The 20813-nt window shown below is 65.0% G+C and carries 22 protein-coding genes; 11 read left to right on the top strand and 11 right to left on the bottom strand.

Features of this window, described 5'->3' with window-relative positions; genetic code table 11:
* Positions 1 to 45 precede the first annotated feature (45 nt).
* The 11 genes from ACKWRH_RS15445 to ACKWRH_RS15395 form a co-directional block, all read right to left on the bottom strand.
* On the bottom strand, positions 46 to 1089 hold the full coding sequence (locus tag ACKWRH_RS15445) for a 5-methyltetrahydropteroyltriglutamate--homocysteine methyltransferase (RefSeq protein WP_445221251.1): 1044 nt from the start codon (positions 1087 to 1089) through the stop codon (positions 46 to 48).
* A gap of 35 nt (positions 1090 to 1124) precedes the next feature.
* Complete coding sequence (locus ACKWRH_RS15440) at positions 1125 to 1994, bottom strand: fumarylacetoacetate hydrolase family protein (RefSeq protein ID WP_445221250.1); 870 nt, start codon at positions 1992 to 1994, stop codon at positions 1125 to 1127.
* Positions 1995 to 1997: 3 nt separating this feature from the next.
* On the bottom strand, positions 1998 to 2657 hold the full coding sequence (locus ACKWRH_RS15435; protein WP_445221249.1) for a polysaccharide deacetylase family protein: 660 nt from the start codon (positions 2655 to 2657) through the stop codon (positions 1998 to 2000).
* Positions 2658 to 2666: 9 nt separating this feature from the next.
* The gene (locus tag ACKWRH_RS15430; RefSeq protein ID WP_445221248.1) at positions 2667 to 3476 is read right to left on the bottom strand and encodes an ABC transporter permease; all 810 of its coding nucleotides are present in this window, start codon (positions 3474 to 3476) and stop codon (positions 2667 to 2669) included.
* Positions 3477 to 3483: 7 nt separating this feature from the next.
* Entirely contained in the window at positions 3484 to 4290 is an 807-nt protein-coding gene (locus ACKWRH_RS15425) for an ABC transporter ATP-binding protein (protein ID WP_041956016.1), read from the bottom strand.
* Complete coding sequence (locus ACKWRH_RS15420) at positions 4269 to 5024, bottom strand: ABC transporter permease (RefSeq protein WP_445221247.1); 756 nt, start codon at positions 5022 to 5024, stop codon at positions 4269 to 4271. Before ACKWRH_RS15420 ends, ACKWRH_RS15425 begins: the two co-directional genes overlap by 22 nt.
* Positions 5025 to 5029: 5 nt before the next feature.
* On the bottom strand, positions 5030 to 5986 hold the full coding sequence (locus ACKWRH_RS15415) for an ABC transporter substrate-binding protein (protein ID WP_445221246.1): 957 nt from the start codon (positions 5984 to 5986) through the stop codon (positions 5030 to 5032).
* Between the two features lie 52 nt (positions 5987 to 6038).
* Positions 6039 to 6767, bottom strand: coding sequence for a GntR family transcriptional regulator (locus tag ACKWRH_RS15410; RefSeq protein ID WP_445221245.1), 729 nt, complete (start codon positions 6765 to 6767; stop codon positions 6039 to 6041).
* A 69-nt stretch (positions 6768 to 6836) separates the two neighbouring features.
* Positions 6837 to 7670: an N-acyl homoserine lactonase family protein gene (locus tag ACKWRH_RS15405; protein WP_445221244.1), complete on the bottom strand. Its 834-nt coding sequence runs from the start codon at positions 7668 to 7670 to the stop codon at positions 6837 to 6839.
* Positions 7671 to 7692: 22 nt separating this feature from the next.
* On the bottom strand, positions 7693 to 8079 hold the full coding sequence (locus ACKWRH_RS15400) for a carboxymuconolactone decarboxylase family protein (protein ID WP_027575101.1): 387 nt from the start codon (positions 8077 to 8079) through the stop codon (positions 7693 to 7695).
* 28 nt (positions 8080 to 8107) lie between these two features.
* Entirely contained in the window at positions 8108 to 9412 is a 1305-nt protein-coding gene (locus ACKWRH_RS15395; protein ID WP_445221243.1) for an MmgE/PrpD family protein, read from the bottom strand.
* A 300-nt stretch (positions 9413 to 9712) separates the two neighbouring features.
* Here ACKWRH_RS15395 and ACKWRH_RS15390 point away from each other — a divergent pair, with 300 nt between their 5' ends.
* The 11 genes from ACKWRH_RS15390 (at position 9713) to ACKWRH_RS15340 (ending at position 20800) form a co-directional block, all read left to right on the top strand.
* Complete coding sequence (locus ACKWRH_RS15390; RefSeq protein WP_445221242.1) at positions 9713 to 10606, top strand: NAD(P)-dependent oxidoreductase; 894 nt, start codon at positions 9713 to 9715, stop codon at positions 10604 to 10606.
* Positions 10607 to 10636: 30 nt separating this feature from the next.
* Complete coding sequence (locus ACKWRH_RS15385; RefSeq protein ID WP_445221241.1) at positions 10637 to 12031, top strand: MmgE/PrpD family protein; 1395 nt, start codon at positions 10637 to 10639, stop codon at positions 12029 to 12031.
* Positions 12032 to 12143: 112 nt separating this feature from the next.
* Positions 12144 to 13079 (top strand): branched-chain amino acid ABC transporter permease, encoded by a 936-nt coding sequence (locus ACKWRH_RS15380; RefSeq protein ID WP_445221240.1) that lies wholly within the window; start codon positions 12144 to 12146, stop codon positions 13077 to 13079.
* Between the two features lie 2 nt (positions 13080 to 13081).
* Entirely contained in the window at positions 13082 to 14854 is a 1773-nt protein-coding gene (locus tag ACKWRH_RS15375) for a branched-chain amino acid ABC transporter ATP-binding protein/permease (RefSeq protein ID WP_445221239.1), read from the top strand.
* Positions 14841 to 15548 carry an ABC transporter ATP-binding protein gene (locus ACKWRH_RS15370; RefSeq protein WP_445221238.1) on the top strand — a complete coding sequence of 236 codons (708 nt, stop codon included), beginning with the start codon at positions 14841 to 14843 and terminating at the stop codon, positions 15546 to 15548. Before ACKWRH_RS15375 ends, ACKWRH_RS15370 begins: the two co-directional genes overlap by 14 nt.
* 32 nt (positions 15549 to 15580) lie before the next feature.
* The gene (locus ACKWRH_RS15365) at positions 15581 to 16831 is read left to right on the top strand and encodes an ABC transporter substrate-binding protein (RefSeq protein ID WP_445221237.1); all 1251 of its coding nucleotides are present in this window, start codon (positions 15581 to 15583) and stop codon (positions 16829 to 16831) included.
* Between the two features lie 34 nt (positions 16832 to 16865).
* Positions 16866 to 18101 carry an ABC transporter substrate-binding protein gene (locus tag ACKWRH_RS15360; RefSeq protein WP_028155747.1) on the top strand — a complete coding sequence of 412 codons (1236 nt, stop codon included), beginning with the start codon at positions 16866 to 16868 and terminating at the stop codon, positions 18099 to 18101.
* Positions 18102 to 18136: 35 nt separating this feature from the next.
* On the top strand, positions 18137 to 18517 hold the full coding sequence (locus ACKWRH_RS15355; RefSeq protein WP_445221236.1) for a carboxymuconolactone decarboxylase family protein: 381 nt from the start codon (positions 18137 to 18139) through the stop codon (positions 18515 to 18517).
* Between the two features lie 15 nt (positions 18518 to 18532).
* Positions 18533 to 19303, top strand: coding sequence for an SDR family oxidoreductase (locus tag ACKWRH_RS15350; RefSeq protein WP_445222408.1), 771 nt, complete (start codon positions 18533 to 18535; stop codon positions 19301 to 19303).
* A 19-nt stretch (positions 19304 to 19322) separates the two neighbouring features.
* Complete coding sequence (locus ACKWRH_RS15345) at positions 19323 to 20063, top strand: SDR family oxidoreductase (protein ID WP_445221235.1); 741 nt, start codon at positions 19323 to 19325, stop codon at positions 20061 to 20063.
* A gap of 23 nt (positions 20064 to 20086) precedes the next feature.
* Positions 20087 to 20800 carry a GntR family transcriptional regulator gene (locus ACKWRH_RS15340; protein WP_445221234.1) on the top strand — a complete coding sequence of 238 codons (714 nt, stop codon included), beginning with the start codon at positions 20087 to 20089 and terminating at the stop codon, positions 20798 to 20800.
* Positions 20801 to 20813 lie beyond the last annotated feature (13 nt).

Below are 20813 nucleotides of genomic sequence, written 5' to 3'. Positions count from 1 at the left end.
AGGCGATGGCGGGCGAACGAACCATCCTCGCCCGCCCGGCTTTGTTCAGCCGATCTCCCGCCGGACCATGGCCGCCGCATCGCACATCGCCTTCAATTTTCCGAACGCGGTTGCGCGCGGCATGTACTTCATGCCGCAATCGGGCGCCGGGACCAGGCGGTCCGGCGAGACATATTTCAGGCCGTTGCGGATACGAGCGGCAACAGTATCGACGCTCTCGATCGCGGGATCGGCGAGGTCGAGCACCCCGAGCATGATCTTCTTCGACGACAGGTCCTTGAGCACGCCGAGGTCGAGCTTCGGCTGTGCGGCCTCGATCGAGATCTGGTCGGCAATGGTGTCGTCGAGCTCGGCGAGGAAGGAATAGCCGGCCGGCTTGTTCGAGCCCGGCACGACCGCGGCATAGCCGAAGCAGAGATGCACGACGGTCGGCACCGTGATGCCCTTCAGCGCCCGGTTGATCGCCTTGACGGCGTAGCGCTTGGCAAGCTCCGGATTGTTGCGCACCCAGGGCTCGTCGAGCTGGATCACATCCGCGCCGGCCTTTTGCAGATCGAGCGCCTCGGCATTGACGGCCTCGGCCAGCGCAATCGCGAGCTCCTCCTCGTCCTTGTAGAACTCGTTCTTGGCCTGCTGGCTCATGGTGAACGGGCCCGGCAACGTGATCTTGGCGGCACGGTCGGTGTTCTCACGCAGGAACTGCATGTCGTGCAGCTCGACCGGTCCCTTCCGTTTCACGGGACCCACGACGCGCGGCACCGGGGTCTGGGTGTTGCCGGTACGCGCCACGATCATCGCGGGATTGTCGCCGTCGATGCCGTCGAGCGCGGTGGCAAAGCGGTTGGAGTAGCTCTCGCGGCGGATTTCGCCATCGGTCACGATGTCGATACCGGCGCGCTCCATGTCGCGGATCGCGACGATGGTCGCATCGTCCTGCGCCTCCTCCAGATGCTCCGCCGGCAACCGCCACATGTCGTGCAGGCGCGTGCGCGGCACCACCTTCGACAGCATGGCGCGATTCACCAGCCATTCCGGCTGCGGATAGCTGCCGACCACCGTGGTCGGCAGGAGATGCGTTGGCATGGGCATGGGATTCTCCTTCTTATTGTTATAGCGCGCGGCTCTCAGGCCGCGCGCGTCGCCGTGGCTGATCCCTCGTCCTTGACGGGATTGCGCAGGATGCCGATGCCGGAGATCTCGATCTCCACGACGTCGCCGCCCTTCATCCACAGCGGCGGCGTGCGATAGGCGCCGACGCCGCCGGTCGTGCCTGTGACGATGACATCGCCGGGCGCAAGCTCGGTGAACGTCGAGCAGTAAGCAATCAAGGCCTGCACGTCGAAAACGAGATCGGAGATCGGGGCCTTCTGCACCTCGACACCGTTGAGCCGGGTGATCAGCGTCTGCTTGGTGACATCGGCCAATTCGTCGGTCGTCACCATCCAGGGCCCGAAGCCGCCGGTGCCGGCAAAGTTCTTGCCGGGCGCGAATTGCGAGGTGTGGCGCTGCCAGTCGCGGATGCTGCCGTCGTTGTAGCAGGCATAGCCGGCGACATGGCCGAGCGCGGCATCGCGCGAGATGCGGCGGCCGGCCTTGCCGATGATGACGGCCATCTCACCCTCATAGTCGAAACGTTCGGATTCCAGCGGCCGGATCATCGGCTGGCCATGGCCGACCTGGCTGTTGGCGAAGCGGGTGAAGATCATCGGATGCGCCGGCGTTGGATGACCGCTCTCGGCCAGATGCGTGGCGTAGTTGACGCCGATGCAGAAGATCTTGTCGGGATCGGGTACCGTCGGCAGCAGCGCGACATCCTGCAGCGCGTGGTCGGGCTTCTCACCGGAAAGCTTCTTTAGTTCGTCGAGCGATCCGTTGGCCAGCAGCGCCTTCAGCGTCGGATATGCCTTCAGGCGCTTGCCGGCATCGATGACGCCCTTGTCGGTGACGATGCCATAGCTCGCGGTGCCGGCGATCGTGAAGCTTGCAACTTTCATCAGTCAAACACTCTCTTCGATGGAGGAAACATAGTCGTTGATCGGAAGCGCAATCTCGCCGTTGCGGATCGGAACGCATTGCGGCGGGAAGTCCTGGCGGAACCGGGCGCCGGCCGCCTCGGCAGCGTCAAGGAACCGTTCGAGACGGTCCATCGCGCCGGTCGGGAGATCGTGCAGCACCATCAGCGTCCAGGGCTGCCGGCTGCACTGGTCGAGCGCGCGCTCGGTCCAGCCGTCGGGGTCGTCCCAGTCGCGCGGGATCGCATTCCAGAGCACGCAGCTGTGCTTGTTGCGGGCGAGATAGTCCACGACGGAGGGTTTCAGCAGCCGCGCATCGAGATTGCCGCCGCCACCGAACGGCCGGAACCAGCGCCGGGGATGCGCGAGATCGGAGATCGCAGACTGCGTGCGCCCGATTTCGTTCTCTGCCGCCTCGCGATCCGCCTGCTCACCGAGCGGAATGGTGTGCGTAAACGTGTGATTGCCGATCCAGTGGCCCTCCCCGTGCGCACGCGCCGCAAGGCCGCGCCGCGCGGGGTCAGCGAGCTTCTCGCCGATGACGAAGAAGGTGGTCTTGATGCCGCGCTCGGCGAGAATGTCGAGCACGCGCGGCGTCACATCGGGATCGGGGCCGTTGTCGAATGTCAGGGTCAAATCGTACACGCCAGTACCTCAGGTTGCCGGCTGCATCGCGCCCGACGCGATCTCGTCGTTGGCCTGACCGGCCCGTGTGCCGGTCTGCCAGATCGCCGCCTTGCGCTCGATCCAGCGGATCGCGGCGTTGAAGGCGATGGCAAGGAACAGCACCAGCAGCACGCCTGCGAACACGTGCGGGCTGTCGAGGATCGTGCGGTAGCGCGAGATCAGATAGCCGATGCCGGCCGATGAGATCAGCATCTCCGAGACGACGACGCCGACGATGACCAGCGCGCCGCCGACACGCAGGCCCGACAGCACCGTCGGAATCGCCGCGGGGATGATGACGCGGATCAACCGCTGGCTCAGCGTGGCGCCCATGCTGCGCGCGGCCAGCAGGAGCTGCGGGTCGATGGTCTGGATGCCGGCGGCGGTGGCGAGCATTGTCGGCAGGAAACCATAGATCGAGGCGAACGCGATCTTGGACTCCGAGCCGATGCCGAGCCACACCGTGAAGACGGGATAAAGGATCACGAGCGGCACCGCATACAGACTCGACACCATCGGCATGATCAGGACGCGCGGACGCGGCAGGCTGCCGACGATGGCGCCGAGCAGGATGCCGCCGCCGCAAGCGAATGCCATGGAGACCACGACCTCGTAGAGCGTCACCGCGAGCGCATGACCGTATTCGGCAGCATCGGTCCATCCGGCGATCAGCGTCGACGACAGGGACGGCAGGAACAGCTCGGGAATGAGGCCGGTGCGCGGCAGCAGCTCCCACAGCGCAATCAGCCCGGTCACGATCAGATATCGCAGCGTCTTCGCGCTTATTCTGGCGCTCATCTCCGCCTCACGCCGATTTGCGGATGTGCCGCCAGATGCGGTCGCGTAGCGCGCCAAAGGCGTCGCCGCTCAGCATCTCGTAGGTGCGCGGCCGCGGCAACTGGACCTGGAGATGGTCGACGATGCGGCCCGGCCGCGCCGACATCACGATCACCTCGTCGGCGAGATAGACGGCCTCAGTGAGGCTGTGCGTGACGAAAACGACCGTCTTGCCGGTCGCAGCCCAGATCCGCAGCAGCTCGTCGCCCATGGTCATGCGCGTCTGCTCGTCGAGGGCGGCGAACGGCTCGTCCATCAGCAGCACCGGGGGGTCCTGCACCAGCCCGCGCGCGATCGAGACACGCTGCTTCATGCCGCCGGACAATTCGTGGGGATGACGCCTGCCGAAGCCGTCGAGGCCAACCAGCTTGAGCGCATCCTGTGCCTTGGCGCGGCGCTCCGCCTTGGGCACGCCGCGCAGCGCCAGCGGAAACTCGACATTGTCTTCCGCCGTCAGCCACGGAAACAGGCTCGCCTCCTGGAACACCACGCCGACCCGGTCGGGGTCGGGCTGCAGGATCGGCGCGCCGCTGATGGTGATCGTGCCGGAGGTCTGCTGGCGCAGACCCGCCATCATCATCAGAAGGGTCGACTTGCCGCAGCCGCTCGGGCCGACCAGCACGACGAAGCGGCCGGGCTTGACCTCGAGCGAGACGTCCTCCAGCGCGACGACGTCCTGCGATCTGGTCTTGAAGACCTGACCGACGTTCTTTACCTCGATCGCACCGGCCCGCGCGGCGGGCTTCAACGGGGTCACGTTCGCCAATGGCTGCATCGCGTTTCCACCCATCTGACAAGTTCGTTGAAGGTCATGGCGATCGCGGCGACCATCACGACGCCGGCGAGGAGCTGCTTCATCTGGAAGTTCTCGCCCCAGGTCGCGATCTGGTGACCGATGCCGTCGCGCGAGGCGTACATCTCCGCCAAAATCACGCCGGTGAGGTTGAAGATCATGGAGATCCGCAAGGCCTCCAGCAGCACCGGCAGCATGCTCGGCAGATAAATCCGGAACGCTGTCTGCCATGGCGTTGCGCCATAGGAGCGCGCCACCGTCAAATGCTCTACCTTGACCGATTCCACCGCCGTGGTGGTCGACATGATCACGATGAAGATCGTCGAGAAGAAGCCGAATCCCACCTTCTGGGCAAAACCGACGCCGAACACCAGGATGAACATCGGCAGGAAAATCGATTTCGGGATGCTGAAGGCGAAGAACAAAAGTGGCTTGGCGACGTCCGCGAAGTAGCGGTTCTCCGCGACCAGAAAGCCGATCACCGCACCGAACGGCACGGCCAGCGCGAACGCGGCCAGCACCTCGGTCGCGGTCACCATCAGATCCTTCTGCACCGCCGCGCGTTGCAGGAGATCGCCGAGCGTCACAAAGGTATCGGACGCCGACGGCAGCAGGCGCGGATTGACGATGCCGGTGCGCGACAGCACCTCCCACAGCGCCAGGACCGCGATGATGATCGCGATCCGCGCAAGGTTGATGACGAACCTGCTTTGCATCGTGACTACTTGGTCGGAACCGGCTTGAACTTGGCCGAGATCACGTCCTCGACCGGCACGATGTCCTTGAGCCCGCCGAGCTTGGCGAGATCGAGCGAGAGCTGCACGGCCGCATTGACGTTGGCCGCGCCCATGTCGCCGCTGGTCTCGAGCTTCATGATCGTGTTGTCGTACTCAAGGCCCGCGATCTCCGGCGGCATTTCATAGAGCTCCGCAATCAGCTTGACCGTGACATCGCGGTTGGCGCGCATGAACGCGACCGCGCCGTAGAGGGCGTTCACCGCCTTCTGCACCATCTGGGGCCTGGCCTCGGCGAATTTGTCGAGCACGATCCAGCCCGCGGTGAGGTTCGGCGGAACCGCGGTCGCGTAATCGAGGATGGACTTGGCCTCGCCGGACTTCGAGATCTGGAAGCTCAGCGGCGAATAGACCACGGCCGCCTCGACATTGCCGGCCAGCAGGTTCGGCACCAAGCCACCGCCGCCGACGGGAACGCGCGTAAAGTCGATCTTCTTGTCCTGGATGGTCCACAGCGCGAGCAGGTCGGAGCCGGAGCCGGCCGCGGTGATCGCCACCTTCTTGCCGTTGAGGTCCTTGACGTCGAGCGTCGACTTGGTCGGGACCATCAATTGCCAGCCGAAATTGCCCATCGCGGCATTGGCGACGATCCGTGACATCACGCCCTTCTTGCGTCCGGCGGAGACCAGCGACGGCGGATCGAGAATGATGTCGGCCGCGCCCGCAGCCATGCCTTCGAACGTCTCCGCGCCGCTGCGGTAAATGGTCAGCTCGGCCTGGATGCCTTCCTTCTCGAACAGTTTCTGCCGCACCGCCGTTTCGGCGATCGTCGTCGGCCAATAAGTCTTCGTGGGCAGGCCGACGCGGATGGTGTCGGCGGCGCTCGCAGGGCCCGCCAGAATTGCGGCGGTGATCAGCGACATCAGCGCGTGATTGATCTTCATTATTGGCTTCCTCCCGGTCTCTGCTTTTTGTGTGCCGGATTTTTCCGGATCGTCAGGTCGTACGGCTCACCTCCGCAATGCGAGAGGCGGCGAGCTCGACGAATTCTTTGGTGGTGCCGAAGTGCTTTGACAAGGCGCGAACTGCCGCATCCGCATCGCGCCTGATCACGGCGGCGACGATCGCCTTGTGTTCGGCTTCGACGTTGCGCGGCTTGCCACCGACCTCTCGGCGGATCGAGAGGCGGCGATATCGCTCGCTCTGCTCGTGCAGCACGTCGCGGAAGCCGAGCAGCCATGGCGAGCCGCACGCGTTGACCAACGCACGATGGAAGATGCGGTGACGGACCACCCACTCCTCATAGTGCACGGTCGGATCGTCGGGATAGCGATGGGGAACGGCCTTCAAATCCGCCCAGGCGGATTTCACCGATTCGAGCCAGGCCGCATCGCCCCGTTCGATCGAGCGACGGAGCGCAAGCCCCTCGATGTCGATCCGGGTCTGCGTCACGTCGGCAAGATCGGCGAGCGACACCGGGCTCACGCGAAAGCCACGCTGGTCCGACGCCTGCACGAGCCCGTCCGCGACAAGTCGCGACAGCGCCTCGCGCACGGCGGCGAGGCTCACGGAAAACTGTTTGGCGAGCCCCGCGATATGCAGCTTCTGGCCCGGAGGCAGCCGCGTCGCCAGGATGTCGGCACGCAGACGTTCGTGCAGCGCCGACGTCAGGCTGCGCGGACCATCCCCGGGGCTTCCGGACAACTGGAACTGAAGCGGACCCATGGTCGGATGATTGCAAGGCGGCGGCCGCGGGTCAACAGAAAATCGAAAATCGATTTTTTCCCGCTTAGGTTACGTTGCGCCCTGCCCAACGTCCTGGGAATGCGCGGCCCTGGACGGCGCCAGGTCGAGACGGACCGCTACGCCCTCCAAATCCGGGCTCGGCGCCGGGTAGAGCTTCATGACGAGCGGATCGTGGCCGGGAACAATGTGGTCCGCGTCCGGCGCTGCGGTTCGCAGCTTGTCAAAGCCCACCAGCATGTCACCGACATGAAATGCCGTCGTGAAAGGACGCTCGCTCGTCATGTTCTCGTAGAAGTGACTGACGTCGGAGGCGAGCACGACCCGGCCGCGGCGCGTGTTGACGCGGACGAACTGAAGACCGGCTGAATGCCCGCCGGCCGCATGAACCGTCAGTCCCGGCGCGATCTCGGCGTCGCCGTCGTAGAACAGCACCCGGCGCGCATAGTTCAGCCGCACGATCCCGCAGACGTCCTCGACCTCGAAGGAATGCGACAGCCTCGGATACTGCATATAGCGCCCTGTGGCATAGGCGAGTTCGCGCTCCTGAAGATGAAACTGCGCATTGGGAAACCGGTCGAAATTGCCGGCGTGATCGTAGTGCAGATGCGTGAGGATCACATCCTTGACGTCGGCCACGTCGATATCGAACGCGGCAAGCGTCTCCACCGGGCAGCGCAGGAATGTTCGCCTGCGCTGGTTTGCGACTTCGGCGTTGAACCCGGTGTCGATGACGAAGGTGCGACCACCTCCCCTCGCCAGCCACATGAAATAGTCCATCGGCATCGGCCCGTCATGCGGATCGCCGCCGATGAAGTGCTCGCTCCGCTGGGCATCCCGCGTTGCATAGCGGATGGCGAAGAGCTCGTATTCCGGGTCAGCCATGAGAGCTTCCAATCAAGCGGGCTCAGGATCCCGCATCGACCTCGTTGAAGGCCTCGCGCGCGTTGCGGAAGGCGTCGATGCCGGCGGGCACGCCGCAATAGACCGCGACCTGGAGCAGTATCTCCTTGATCTCCTCCTTGGTCAGGCCGTTCTTCAGGGCGCCCTTGACGTGCAGCTTCAGCTCGTGCGGGCGGTTCAGCGCGCCCAGCATCGCCAGATTGACGATCGAGCGCGTGCGGCGGTCGACGCCGGGCCGCGTCCACAGCGCCCCCCAGCAGAATTCGGTCGACCACTCCGCCATCGTGCGCGTGAACTCGTCGGCACCGGCGATCGACTTGTTGACGTAGTCCTCGCCGAGCACCTCTTTACGAACTTTGAGGCCCTTTTCGAACAGTTCGGTCTTGCTCATGATCGTCCCTTTCCGGTCTTGAGAGATTCTAGTTGGAAATTGTTTGGCGCGACGCCGATGGCGGCCGCAGTGATTGCAGCAGCGCGGCGACGCCGTCCGCCGCGTTGAGCCGCCAGACTGCATCGATGACGCGGTCCGCGTCCCAGTCACTTCGACCGGTCCTCACGCCTTCGCGCAGCTTCTCTTCGATCTCGCGGTCTGAAAGCGGCGCAGCCTGGCTGCCGCGCGGCGACGTCACGGTCTCTGTGAGAATTTCACCAGACGACAGGCGCAAGGTGACGCGCGCAGCGCCATCGGGCATCCGAGCATCAAGCTCCGCCCTCACCTTCTGCCGCAGCCGCGCGATATCGGGCCGGACCACGGTCTCCTGCGCGAACTCGGTCACCCCGGCCGCGCCGAGCAACAGTCCGCAAGCCACGCAATGATGGATGCTGACGCGCGCATCGCGCTCGTTGTTCACGGGGCGATCACCGCGCGCGAGCAGCAGTGCCGAGCCCTGCACTGTCACCGATTCGATCTGATCAACGCGTCGGCCAATCCGTTCGCGCAACAGCAGGCAGGCGTCGATGACCGAATGGAACACGATGCCCGCCGGATAGGGCTTGTAGGTGTTCTTCGCGATCTCCCAGGTCTTGCCGAGGCCATCGAGCATGCGGGCGAGATCCGGCTCATCCCCCATGGTGCGCGCCCAGCCGAGCGGACCATCGATGGCGCGCGGCGCAGCCTCATAGCCCTGCTGCGCGAGCAGCGCGGCGAACAACCCGTTACGTGCCGCATTGCCCACGCTGACATTCTTGGCGGCGCTTGGCAGATTCTCGACATTGCCGGCCGACTGGCTCGCCGCAAGTCCAATGGCGTTCGCGATCCCTTCCGCTGGCAGCCCCAACAGCTTCGCGCACGCCGCCGCAGCGCCAAAAATCCCGCAGGTCGAGGTGATGTGCCAGCCACGGGCGTAATGGCGCGGCGAGACTGCATTGCCGATGCGGCACTCCACATCCACTCCAAGGATGAACGCGGTCAGCACCGCGCGCCCCGTCAGCTTGCGCGTCTCTGCCAGCGCCAATATCGGCGCGGCGACCGGCGCGGCCGGATGGATGATCGTTTCGGGATGCGTGTCGTCGAAGTCGAGCAGATTCGCCGAGATGGCATTGAGGAACGACGCGCACAGCGCGTCCATGGACTCCGAATGGCCGATGATTGTCGACGTCGCGGCGCCGCTGAACGGCGACAGCGTGCGCATCGCGGCCGTGACCACTGGATCGCGTGCGGAGCCGAGCGCGGTCGCAAAGAAATTGAGGATCGATCGTCGCGCCTCAAGGCTCTGCGCCTCCACGTCCGCCCATGACGAGGATGCGACAAAGTCAGCGAGAGTCCTGCTCACACCTGGAATTGGGTCTTGTTGAACCTGGTCTTGCGGCACGCGGGGCGTCTTCCTCGTTTTCCCGGACCTTATGATGATCCGCGGCAAACTGTCGACCCCAAATGTTATGCTTGACAGCTTGTCTGACAATCATAACAATCTGGCCCGTTGGCGCGGGATCCCGCAGCCACGACGACGGCGGCCGGCAACACCGGTCGAAGAAAGAGATCAAGAAGGCGCGCCCGTCACGGGTTGCGCGACAGGGAGTAGACGATGGCGGGAGAGATTCTCGGCGTAATCGGCACGGGCCGCATGGGCGGCCCCATGGCGGGGCGATTGATCGACGCGGGCTATTCGCTCGTCATATACGACACGCAAGCTGAAGCGACCCAGCCGCTGGTCAATCGCGGCGCACAGCTCGGCAAATCGCCGGCCGACGTCGCCTCGCGCGCCGATATCGTGCTCGCCAGCCTCCCGACACCCGACATCGTCAAGGCGGTCACGCTCGGACAAGACGGCATCAGCAGCGGCAGCCGCGCGAAGATCGTCATCGATCTCTCGACCTCGGGTCCCGGCGCCGCAAAGATCGTTGCGGAAGGCCTGAAGGCCAGAGGCATGACGCTGGTCGATGCGCCCGTGAGCGGCGGCATCAAGGGCGCCGTCAACGGCACGCTGGCCGTCATGGTATCCTGCCCGCAGGCGACCTACGAGACCGTGCAGCCGATCCTGAAGAACTTCGGCAAGCTGTTCTACACCGGCGACAAGCCCGGCGTGGCACAGACGGCCAAGCTCGCCAACAATCTGATGGCGGCCGCGGCGCTGGTCATCACGTCCGAAGCCGTCGCGATGGGCGTCAAGGGCGGCGTCAACGCCAAGGTGCTGATCGACATCATCAACGCCAGCAGCGGCCGCAACAGCGCGTCCGAAGATAAATTCCCCCGCGCGGTGCTGCCCGGCACGTTCGATTTCGGCTTCGCCACCGGCCTCTCCTACAAGGACGTCCGTCTCTGCGTCGACGAGGCCGAGGCCATGGGCGTGCCGATGGTCTGCGGCGCGGTGGTGCGGCAGATGCTCGCGATCACCAACGCCAAGTATGGCGCGTCGTCCGACTTCACCTCGATCGCCAAGGTGCTCGAGGAATGGGCCGGGGTCGAGATGCGCGGCTGATCACGCAGGCCTTCAGGGAGAGCGATTGCGATGATGATCGGCCCGACCGGATCAGGCAAGGTCTCGCTCGCGCGCCAGATGGCGCGAAGCGTGCTTGCGCTTGATCTTGGAGATTTCGGGCCGGAGGTCGTCGCGAAGGCAAAGCTCTGCCTGCTGGACTTTTTGTCCTGCGCTTTCGAGGCCGGCCATCATCCCTGGAGCCGTCAGGCGGTTGCGATCGCGCAGGCCGGCGGCAATGCGACGATCATCGGCACCTCACAAACCTCATCAGCGGCCGACGCCGCCTTTGCCAATGCTGTGATGGGGCACGGCCTCGTCCGCGAGGACATGCATGCGGCCAGCATTGCGCACCACGGCGTCGTGATCTGGTCGACGCTGCTCGCCCTCTCGGAGCAGGCGCCGCTGCACGGAGCCAGACTGCTCTCGGCCGCCATCATCGGCTATGAGACCGGCGCCCGGATCGGCCGCGCGCTCCTGACCTCCGACCTCGCGCGCCTCTATCGCCCGACTGGCCTCGTGGCGCCGCCGGGCGCGGCGCTCGCGGGAAGCTTTGCGCTCGGCCTGTCCGAGGACCAGGCAAGCAGCGCCATCGCGATCGCGGCCAATACATCCAGCGGGCTGAACGAGTGGCCGCATGCCGGCGGCTCCGACATGTATTTTCATCCGGGCTTTGCGGCCAGCAACGCCATCAAGGCCATCGGCCTTGCGGCCGCCGGCGCTTTCGGTTCGGAAACCATATTGGAGGGCGAAGCCGGCCTGTTCGCCGCCTATCGACGCCAGGCCGCGCCCGACGGCATCACGCTCTTCCCGGATGGCGAGAGCGAGATCATGGCCGTCTACAACAAGCCGGTCCCGGCCTGCAATTTTGCGCAGACCGCGGTCCAAGCAGCGCTCCGCGTCTCGCACGAGCTCGCCAGCACTGAGGAGATCGACCGCGTCGTCATTCGCGCACCCGATGCCGCGGTTCGCTATCCCGGCTGCGACTCCATGGGCCCCTACCGCAACGCGCTTCAGGCCAAGATGAGCATTCCCTTCGGCGTCGCTGCGACGCTGACGCGGGGCGAGATCGAGGAAGAGAACTATTCCGAACTCGATGATGCCGACATCGTCCGCCTGGTCGCTGTCACCGATCTCAGGGCAGATCCCGGCTTCACCGCCGCCTTCCCCGGCAAGCAGGGCGCGGAGGTGACCGTGCAGCTGCGCGGCGGCCGGATCATCCGGCATGCTTTGCCCGACGTCATCGCCGCAACGCCTTCGGATATTCGTGCGCGCTTCCGCGCCGCCGCAACCAGAGTCCTCGGCGAGGACCGCGCGCACCGGCTCGAGCAACTCATCGACGGTTGCGAGCAGCTCGGCAATGCCGGCGTCATCGCCGCGCAGTGTCGTCTGGATGCGCCGGAACGAGGTTTACGATCGGCATCATAAGAAATGCCAAACAATACGGGGGAAACATGGTCGACCGGGAGACCAGCCTAGCAGTGCCGACGGCACACAATCGCCAGCAAGCCGGCGCACGCGCCGCGCGGAGACGGGGCTGATGGAAGGCTTCTTTCAAGCGCTCGCTGCGGGCCTTTTGATTGGCGCCGTCTACGGCCTGATGTGCGTCGGGCTCGGCCTGATCTTCGGAGTCATGCGCGTCATCAACTTCGCCCATGGCGACTTCATGATGCTCGGCATGTATGCCGCCTTCTATCTCTTCACCGCCGCCGGCATCCAGGCGCTGTTCGGCAACACGGTTGGGCCGTTCGTGGCCATCCTGCTGGCTGGCCCCGTGCTCGCCGTGTTCGGCTATTTCGTGCATCTGGCCCTGATCTCGCGCGTCTCGGGCACGCGCACCGCCTCACTGGAAGGCGAAGGCCATTACGCCCAGCTCATCCTCACGCTCGGCATCGCGCTGATCCTGCAGAACGGCGGCCTCATCGTCTTCGGATCGGTGCTGGCCTCGATCCGCACGCCGCTGTCGAGCTCGGCCTGGGAGTTCGTTCCCTTCTTCGACATCAGCATCTTCCTCAACAAGGCGCGCAGCATCGATGCGATCGTTTCGCTCGCGATCATGATTCTGCTTTCGCTGCTGATCACGCGGACCCGGATCGGCAAGTCGCTCCGCGCCGCTGCCGACAATCCGAGCGCCGCGACTTACATGGGCATCGACGTCGACCGTGCGCATCGCACCGCCTTCGCGCTCGGCTGCGGCATCACCGCGATTGCCGGCGGCCTGCTCGCGACCAACTATCCGTTCCATCCCTTCGTCGGCCTCGAATATGTCATCGTCATGTATGCCGGCGTCGTGCTCGGCGGCATGGGCAGCATCATCGGTGCCTTCTGGGGCGGCATGACGATCGGCCTCGTGCAGCAGATGTCGACGCTGATCCTGCCGACGCAATTGCAGAATGCCGCGATCTTCGCCGTGTTCCTCCTCATCATCTTCTTCCGTCCGCAAGGTTTCTTCGGGCGCATGGTCGAGAGGACGTGACCATGCTCCGGATGCGTTCACTGCTGCCTCCCCTGCTCTTCACGCTCGCTTACGCCGGGATCTCACTCGGCGTCACCAACTCCTACTACCAGCTCATCCTGACGCTGGTGCCGGTGTGGGCGGTGTTCGGCCTGTCCTGGAACCTGCTGAGCGGCTACACCGGGCTGATCTCGTTCGGCCACGCCGCTTTCTTTGGGATCGGCGCCTACGCCACCGCGCTCGGGCAGATTTATTTTGATATCTCCCCCTGGCTGCTGATCCCGGTCGCCGCCATGCTTGGCGGCATCGCCGGGCTGCTGATCGGATTTCCGACCTTCCGTCTGCAGGGCCACTACTTTGCGCTCGCGATGCTCGCCTACCCGCTCGCCATTCTCTACGTGTTCGAGTGGCTCGGCTTCCAGGAGGTGACGCTTCCGATCAAGCGCGACGCGCCGATCGCCTATATGCAGTTCTCCGATCCCCACATCTACACGCTGCTGGGGCTGGCCATCATGCTTGCCACCATCGTGCTGACGCAGGTGATCGAGCGATCCCGCTTCGGCATGGCGCTGCTCGCGATCAAGCAGAACGAGGCTGCGGCAGAAGCGGCCGGAATCAACACGCTGGCCTGGAAGCTGCGCGCGATCACGCTGAGCGGCGCGATCGCCGCCGCCATCGGCGGGTTCTATGTGCAGGTGCTGCTGGTCGTGACCCCGCAATCGGTGTTCGGCATGCTGGTGTCAGCGCAGGCATTGACGGTCGCGATGTTCGGCGGCGTCGGCACGGTCTGGGGGCCGGTCATCGGCTCCGTGATCCTGATCCCGCTCGCCGAGATCCTGCACGCCGAGGCCGGTGCACGCATCCCCGGCATTCAGGGCGTCATCTTCGGCCTTGCTATCGTCTGCGTCATCTTGCTCGCACCGGAAGGCCTGTTCTGGAAACTGCGCGATCTCCTGCGCAAGCGAAATGCATCCAAGGCCACGGCTAGCGTCACTTCGGAAACGGCCGTCGCCAACGTCACGGCGCTGAAGCCCGCCGCGCGGCAGCGTGCGGCCACCGGCGAAGTGGTGCTCGAGGTTCGCGACCTCTCGCGTTCCTTTGGCGGACTCAAAGCCGTTCAGGACGTCAGCTTCAAGCTGCATAAGAACGAGATCCTCGGCATTATCGGTCCCAACGGCGCCGGCAAGACCACGCTGTTCAACCTCCTCAACGGCTTCCTGAAGCCAAGCCAGGGCGAGGTGCTGATCGGCGGCCGCAACATGTCCGGCCAGCGCCCGCACACGATCTGCGAGGCCGGCATCGGCCGCACCTTCCAGGTGATGCGGCCATTCCTGCGCATGTCGATCCTCGACAATGTCGTGGTGGGGGCCTATGTGCGCGCCGGCTCCGACGCGGAGGCACGCAAGCTTGCCACCGACGCGGTCGCCCGCGTCGGGCTCTCCGCCGTAGCCAACCGTGTCGCCGGCGAACTCTCGACCAAGGAGCTGCGGCTGATGGAGCTCGCCCGCGCGATCGCCGGCCAGCCCCGCATCCTGCTGCTCGACGAGACGCTCGCGGGCCTTGGCCACGGCGAGGCGGACGAGGTCGTCGCCGTGATCCAGCAGCTCGCACGCGACGGCATGACCATCGCCATCATCGAGCACACCATGCAGGCGATGGTCCGCCTGGTCGACAGATTCCTCGTGCTCGACCACGGCGCCGTCATCACCGAGGGCCTGCCGGAAGTGGTGACGCGCGACAACCGGGTGATCGAGGCCTATCTCGGCAAGAAGTGGGTGGGCCATGCTGCGAATTGAGGGACTGAGCGCGGGCTATTCGGCCAAGCCCGTCCTGAACGACGTGTCGATCAATGTCGGCGCCGGCCAGTTCGTTGCGATCGTCGGGCCTAACGGCGCCGGCAAGACCACCCTGTTCAAGACGATCTCCGGCATCGTGAAGCCGAGCGGCGGGGCAATTACGTTCGACGGCGTCGACCTTCTTGCCGTGCCGCCGCCGCAGCGCGCCCATCTCGGCATCGCCCATGTCCCCGAGGGCCGCCAGGTCTTCCCGTCGCTGACGGTGATGGAGAACCTCGAAATGGGCGCCATGACCGAAAGCGGCCGGCGCGACTGGCAAACCAACATCGAGCGCATCTTCGAATGGCTGCCGGTGTTGAAGGAACGCCGCAACCAATTCGCGGGTACGATGTCCGGCGGCCAGCAGCAGATGCTCGCGATCGGTCGCGGCCTCGCCTCCTCGCCGAAGCTGCTGATGCTGGACGAGCCTTCGATGGGGCTCGCGCCGTCGACCGCGGACTTCATCTTCGAGCGGCTGATCGATATCCGGCGCCAGTCCGGGCTGACCATGCTGCTGGTCGAGCAGCGCGTGGCGGAAGCGCTGGAGTCCGCCGACCACGGCTACGTCCTCGAAGCCGGACACGTCGTGCTCGAAGGTAACAACGACACGCTGCGCGCCGATGATCGCGTGCGCAAAGCCTATCTCGGCATGTGACGAACAAAAAACAAAGAGCAGGGAGACAACAAATGAACAAGACATCGAAGGGCAGGATATCAAAAGGACTGACGCGCCGGACCGTGCTGTCGGGCGCCGCAGCCGTCGGCCTCGCCGGCGTGGCACGTGCGCAGGCGCCGGCCGAGGTCAAGGTCGGACTGATCGTCCCGCTGTCGGGCATCTACACCCGCCCCGGCCAAGTGATGAAAATGGGCGCCGAGATGGGCATCGAGCACATCAACGCGCAAGGAGGCATCAAGGCGCTCGGCGGCGCCAAGCTGAAGCTGGTGGTGATCGACTGCGGCGACACCACCGAGAAGGCCAAGAACGCGGCGCAGCGCATGGTGGCGCAGGAACCCGATCTCGTCGCCGCCACCGGCTCTTATCTCTCCTCCTTCACCCTCGCCGTCACCGAGGTCACCGAGCGCGCCGAACTGCCGGTGCTGACGCTGTCCTATTCGGACCTGCTGACCGACCGCGGCTTCAAATACATCTTCCAGACCGCCGCGACCGCGAGCCGCCAGTCCGAGCTCGGCCTGCCGACGCTGATGAAGCTCGCCGAGAACGCTTCGGGCAAGAAGTCGAAGACCGTGGCGATGTTGATGGACAACACCGCGACATCCGTCGCCACCGCCAAGGCGCTCAAGGAAAAACTGCTCGCACAGGAAGGCCTGCAACTCGTCGTCGAGGAAGTCTGGACCCCGCCGCTGTCTGATGCCACCCCGCTGATCCAGAAGGTCCGCTCGGCCAAGCCAGACCTGCTGCTGTTCATGCCGAATGCGGTGTCGGATGCCAAGCTCGGGCTGGAGAAGATCAGCGAGTTCGGCCTCGGCCAGGGCAAGATCCCGACGGTGTCCTTCAGCATCACCATCGCCGAGCCCGACATGCTCCAGAGCGTGAGCCCGGAGACCGTGCAGGGCATCATGACCATCGTCGCCAACTGGGGCTCGAAGGGTCACGAGGCGCTGATCGCTGAGCTCAAGGCCAAATACAAGGAGCCCTGGATGACGCAGAACGTCATCTCAACCTACGGCGACATGTGGCTGATGAAGGAAGCACTGGAGAAGGCCGGCAAGGCCGACCGCAATTCGGTCGCACAGGCCTTCCGCACCATGGATGCCGGCCCGTCGAAATACTATCCGGGCGGCCAGCTCAAATTCGACGAGAAGGGCCGTCGCGTCGGCGCCGGCGTCGTCATCGTGCAATGGCAATCGGGCGTGCCTGTCACCGTCTATCCGCCCGAACTCGCGCAGGCACAGCCGTTCTGGCCGAAGAAATCATAAAGCGTCGCGAGATTTTTCAGGGAGGAGAATTGTCATGACTGCAAAGAGCAAAATCACGATCTCGCGGCGAACATTGCTTGCCGGTGCCTCCGGCACGCTGATCGCATCCCGCGCCTGGGCGCAGCAACCTTCCGAGGTGAAGGTCGGCCTGCTGGTGCCGATCTCCGGACTCTATGCCCGCCCGGGAACGGTGATGCGTGAGGGCGCCGAGATGGCGGTCGACCACATCAACGCGCAAGGCGGCATCAAGGCGCTCGGCGGCGCCAAGCTGAAGCTGGTTGTGCTCGATTCCGGCGACACCACGGAAAAGGCCAAGAACGCCGCCCAGCGCATGGTCGCGCAGGAGACCGATCTGGTTGCGGCCAGCGGCGCATACCTGTCCTCGTTCACGCTCGCGGTGACCGAAGTCACCGAGCGCGCCAGCCTGCCCGTTCTCACCCTCTCCTATTCCGACCTGATCACCGACCGCGGCTTCAAATACGTGTTCCAGACCGCGGCCACCGCAGGTTCGCAGGCACGGCAGGCGTTGCCGCAGATCATCAAGCTGGCGGAGACCGCCTCCGGCAAGCGGCCAAAGACGGTCGCGATCCTGACCGACAACACGGGGGCCTCGATCGCCTCCGCAAAGGCGATGCGCGAAGGCCTGCTGGCGGAGAACCAGCTGCAGCTGATCGTCGACGAGACGTTCACGCCGCCGCTGGCTGATGCGACGTCGCTGGTGCAGAAAATCCGTTCGGCGAAACCCGACCTGCTGTTCTTCCTGCCGACGGTGATCTCGGACGCAAAGCTGCTGCTCGAGAAGATGAACGAGTTCGGCCTCGGCCAGGGCAAGATTCCGACGATCTCGTTCGGCATCGCGATCGCCGAGCCGGACATGCTGCAAACCGTCAGCCCTGAACTGCTCCAGGGCGTTCTGACCTGCGTCGCGAGCTGGGGCGCCAAGGGCCACGAGGCCCTGATCGCCGAATTGAAGACCCGCTACAAGGAGCCGTGGATGACGCAGAACGCGATCTCCACCTATGGCGACATGTGGGTCATCAAGGACGCGCTCGAGAAGGCCGGCAAGGCCGACCGCGTTGCCGTCGGCGAGGCGCTGCGCACCATGGATGCCGGCCCCTCGAAATACTATCCGCTGGGCGAGATCAAGTTCGACGAGAAGGGCCGCCGCGTCGGCGCCGGCATGACCATCGTGCAGTGGCAGTCCGGCGTGCCGGTGACGGTGTTCCCGCCCCAGCTCGCGCTGGCGCAGCCGTTCTGGCCGAAGAACTGACCTAGACAACGTCCGAAAGAGAAACGGAGAACAACATGGACAAGGCGACCTACGACCGCGGGCTCGAAATCCGCAAGAGCGTGCTCGGCAACGAGTTCGTCGACAAGGCGATCGCAGCCGCGGACGAGTTCAATCGCCCGATGCAGGACCTCACCACGGAGTATTGCTGGGGCTACGTCTGGGGGCGCGAAGGCCTGACGCTCAAGACCCGCAGCTTCCTCAATCTGGCGATGCTTTGTGCGCTCAACCGCCCGCACGAACTGAAGACCCATGTCCGGGGTGCGCTCGCCAACGGCGCAACCCGCGAGGAAATCCGCGAGGTGTTCATGCAGGTCGCGATCTATTGCGGCGTGCCGGCCGGCGTGGATGCGTTCCGGAACGCGAAAGAAGTCTTCGCCGAGCTCGACAAGAAATAGCGGAGCGTGACGACGATGAAGGGCAAATGGGCACTCGTGACCGGCGCGACCGCGGGCCTTGGCCTCGCGGTCGCGGAAGGCCTTGCCGGCGCGGGCGCCAATATCGTCCTTCATGATCTCGTCGCGCCGAAGCAGGCCGCGGATGCTCTCCGCGCCCGCTTCGGTGTCGAAGTCATCGCGGCCGGCGTCGATCTCGCCCAGCGCGAGGCGATCGAGGCCATGACGGCCGATCTGCTCGCCCGCTGCGGCGCCATCGATATTTTGGTCAACAACGCCGTGGTCAGGCACTTCTCCGCGATCGAGCAGTTTCCGCCCGATCGCTGGGAGCAGGCGCTGGCCGTCAACCTGTCGGCGCCATTCCATTTGATCCGCCTGGCGCTGCCGGCCATGAAGCAGCGCGGCTGGGGTCGGATCATCAACATGGGCTCGATCTATTCGACGCGCGCGGTCGAGGACCGCATCGACTACGTCACCACCAAGACTGCGATTTTGGGCATAACCCGCGCCGTGGCGATCGAGACCGCGCGAAGCGGCATCACCTGCAACACGCTCTGCCCGGGCACGCTGCCAACGCCCGCGATCCTGAACAAGATCGCAACGATCGCGTCGAACAGCGGCCGTCCGGTCGACGACGTGACCAAGGAATATCTCGGCGAGCGCCAGCCGACGCAGCGTTTCATCGAGATGAATGCGGTCGCCGCCATGGTCGTCTTTCTCTGTGGACCTGCCGCAAACGACATCACCGGCGCCAGCCTGCCCATCGACGGCGGCTGGTCGGTCGCATGAAGGCATTGGGAGTGTTGCGATGACTGAACAATCGGGCCAGAGCGTCGTGCTGACGGGTGCCGCCGGCGGCATGGGACGCGCCATCACCAAGGCCTTGCTGGAAAGCGGCCGCCGCGTCGTGCTGGTCGATCGCGACGCCAAGGCGCTTGAGGAACTCGCGTCCACGGCGGGCAACGCGGTGTTTCCGATCCAGCTCGACATTAGCGATGGGCAGGCCGTGGATCGCCTGCCGGACGCCATTCCCGCGCAGTTCAGGCCGGTCGACGTCCTCATCAACAACGCCGGGCACGATATCGGCGGACGGACGCGGTTCGATGCCGGCTCCGCCGACGACTGGTCCAACATCATCCAGACCAATCTGATCGGCCTGATGCGCGTCACGCGCGCGATCCTGCCCGACATGGTCAAGCGCAACGCCGGCCATGTCGTCAACATCAGCTCGATCAACGCCGTCCGCATCGTCCCCGATATGGCCGCCTACAGCACCAGCAAGGCGGGCGTGCACATGTTCACCGAGACGCTGCGGGGCGAGCTGGCGGAAACCGCGATCCGGGTCACCGAGCTCCAACCCGGCCTGACCCGGACCAACATCATCCTGACCCGCTACCGCGGCGACAGGCAGAAGGAAAAGGACTATTTCGACCAGTTCAGGATGGCGCTCGAGCCTGCCGATATTGCCCGTTCGATCGTCTTCGCCCTGGACCAGCCCGCGCACGTTCAAATTGCCGAAATGATGATTCTGCCTGTAAACCGGTACTGACTTTTCCCAACCAGGGTCCGGACATGGAAAGACGTAGCGAATTGCAGTCGACACTCCGCATCGAGGACGTCCCGACCGTCCGGGCGATGGTCGCGCAAAAGCTGCGCGAGGCGATCATGTCCGGAACGCTCAAGCCGGGCCAGCGCCTGGTCGAGCGCGAGCTCTGCGAGATGATGGGCGTCAGCCGGCCCTCGATCCGCGAAGCGCTGCGTGCCCTCGAAGCCGACGGCCTGGTCAACATCGTCCCGCACCGCGGCCCCGTGGTCTCCACGATCAGCCTCGAAGAAGCCCGGCAGCTCTACGCGGCGCGCGCGGTGCTCGAAGGATTCGCCGGCCGCGAATGCGCCAGACTCCACGATCCGGAAGTGGCTCGGCGGATCGGGGAAGCCCTGACGCGGCTGAAGGCGGCCGCAGCCAAGCAGGATCTCGTCGGGAGCCTCGAAGCCAAGACCGACTTCTACGCCGCGCTGATCGGCGGCTGCCGCAACGCCTTCATCGAGCGCATGCTCAAGCCGCTGCACGACCGGATCCAACTGTTGCGGATCACCTCGATGTCGCAGCCGAAACGGATCAACAAGAGCCTGCGCGAGGTCACCGCGATCTGGCGCGCGATCCGGAACGGCGATCCGGATCTCGCCGAGCGCTGCTGCGTCGATCACATCAATGCGGCTGCGGTGGCCGCGCTCGACATGATTGAACGAAACGCCGCCAAGGAGGCGACGCCTTCCGACGACTAGAAAAACAAGAATT

Source organism: Bradyrhizobium sp. Pa8 (genome assembly GCF_052588265.1).
Note: the sequence above shows the minus strand (reverse complement) of the source record. Positions and strands in the feature narration are given on the sequence as shown.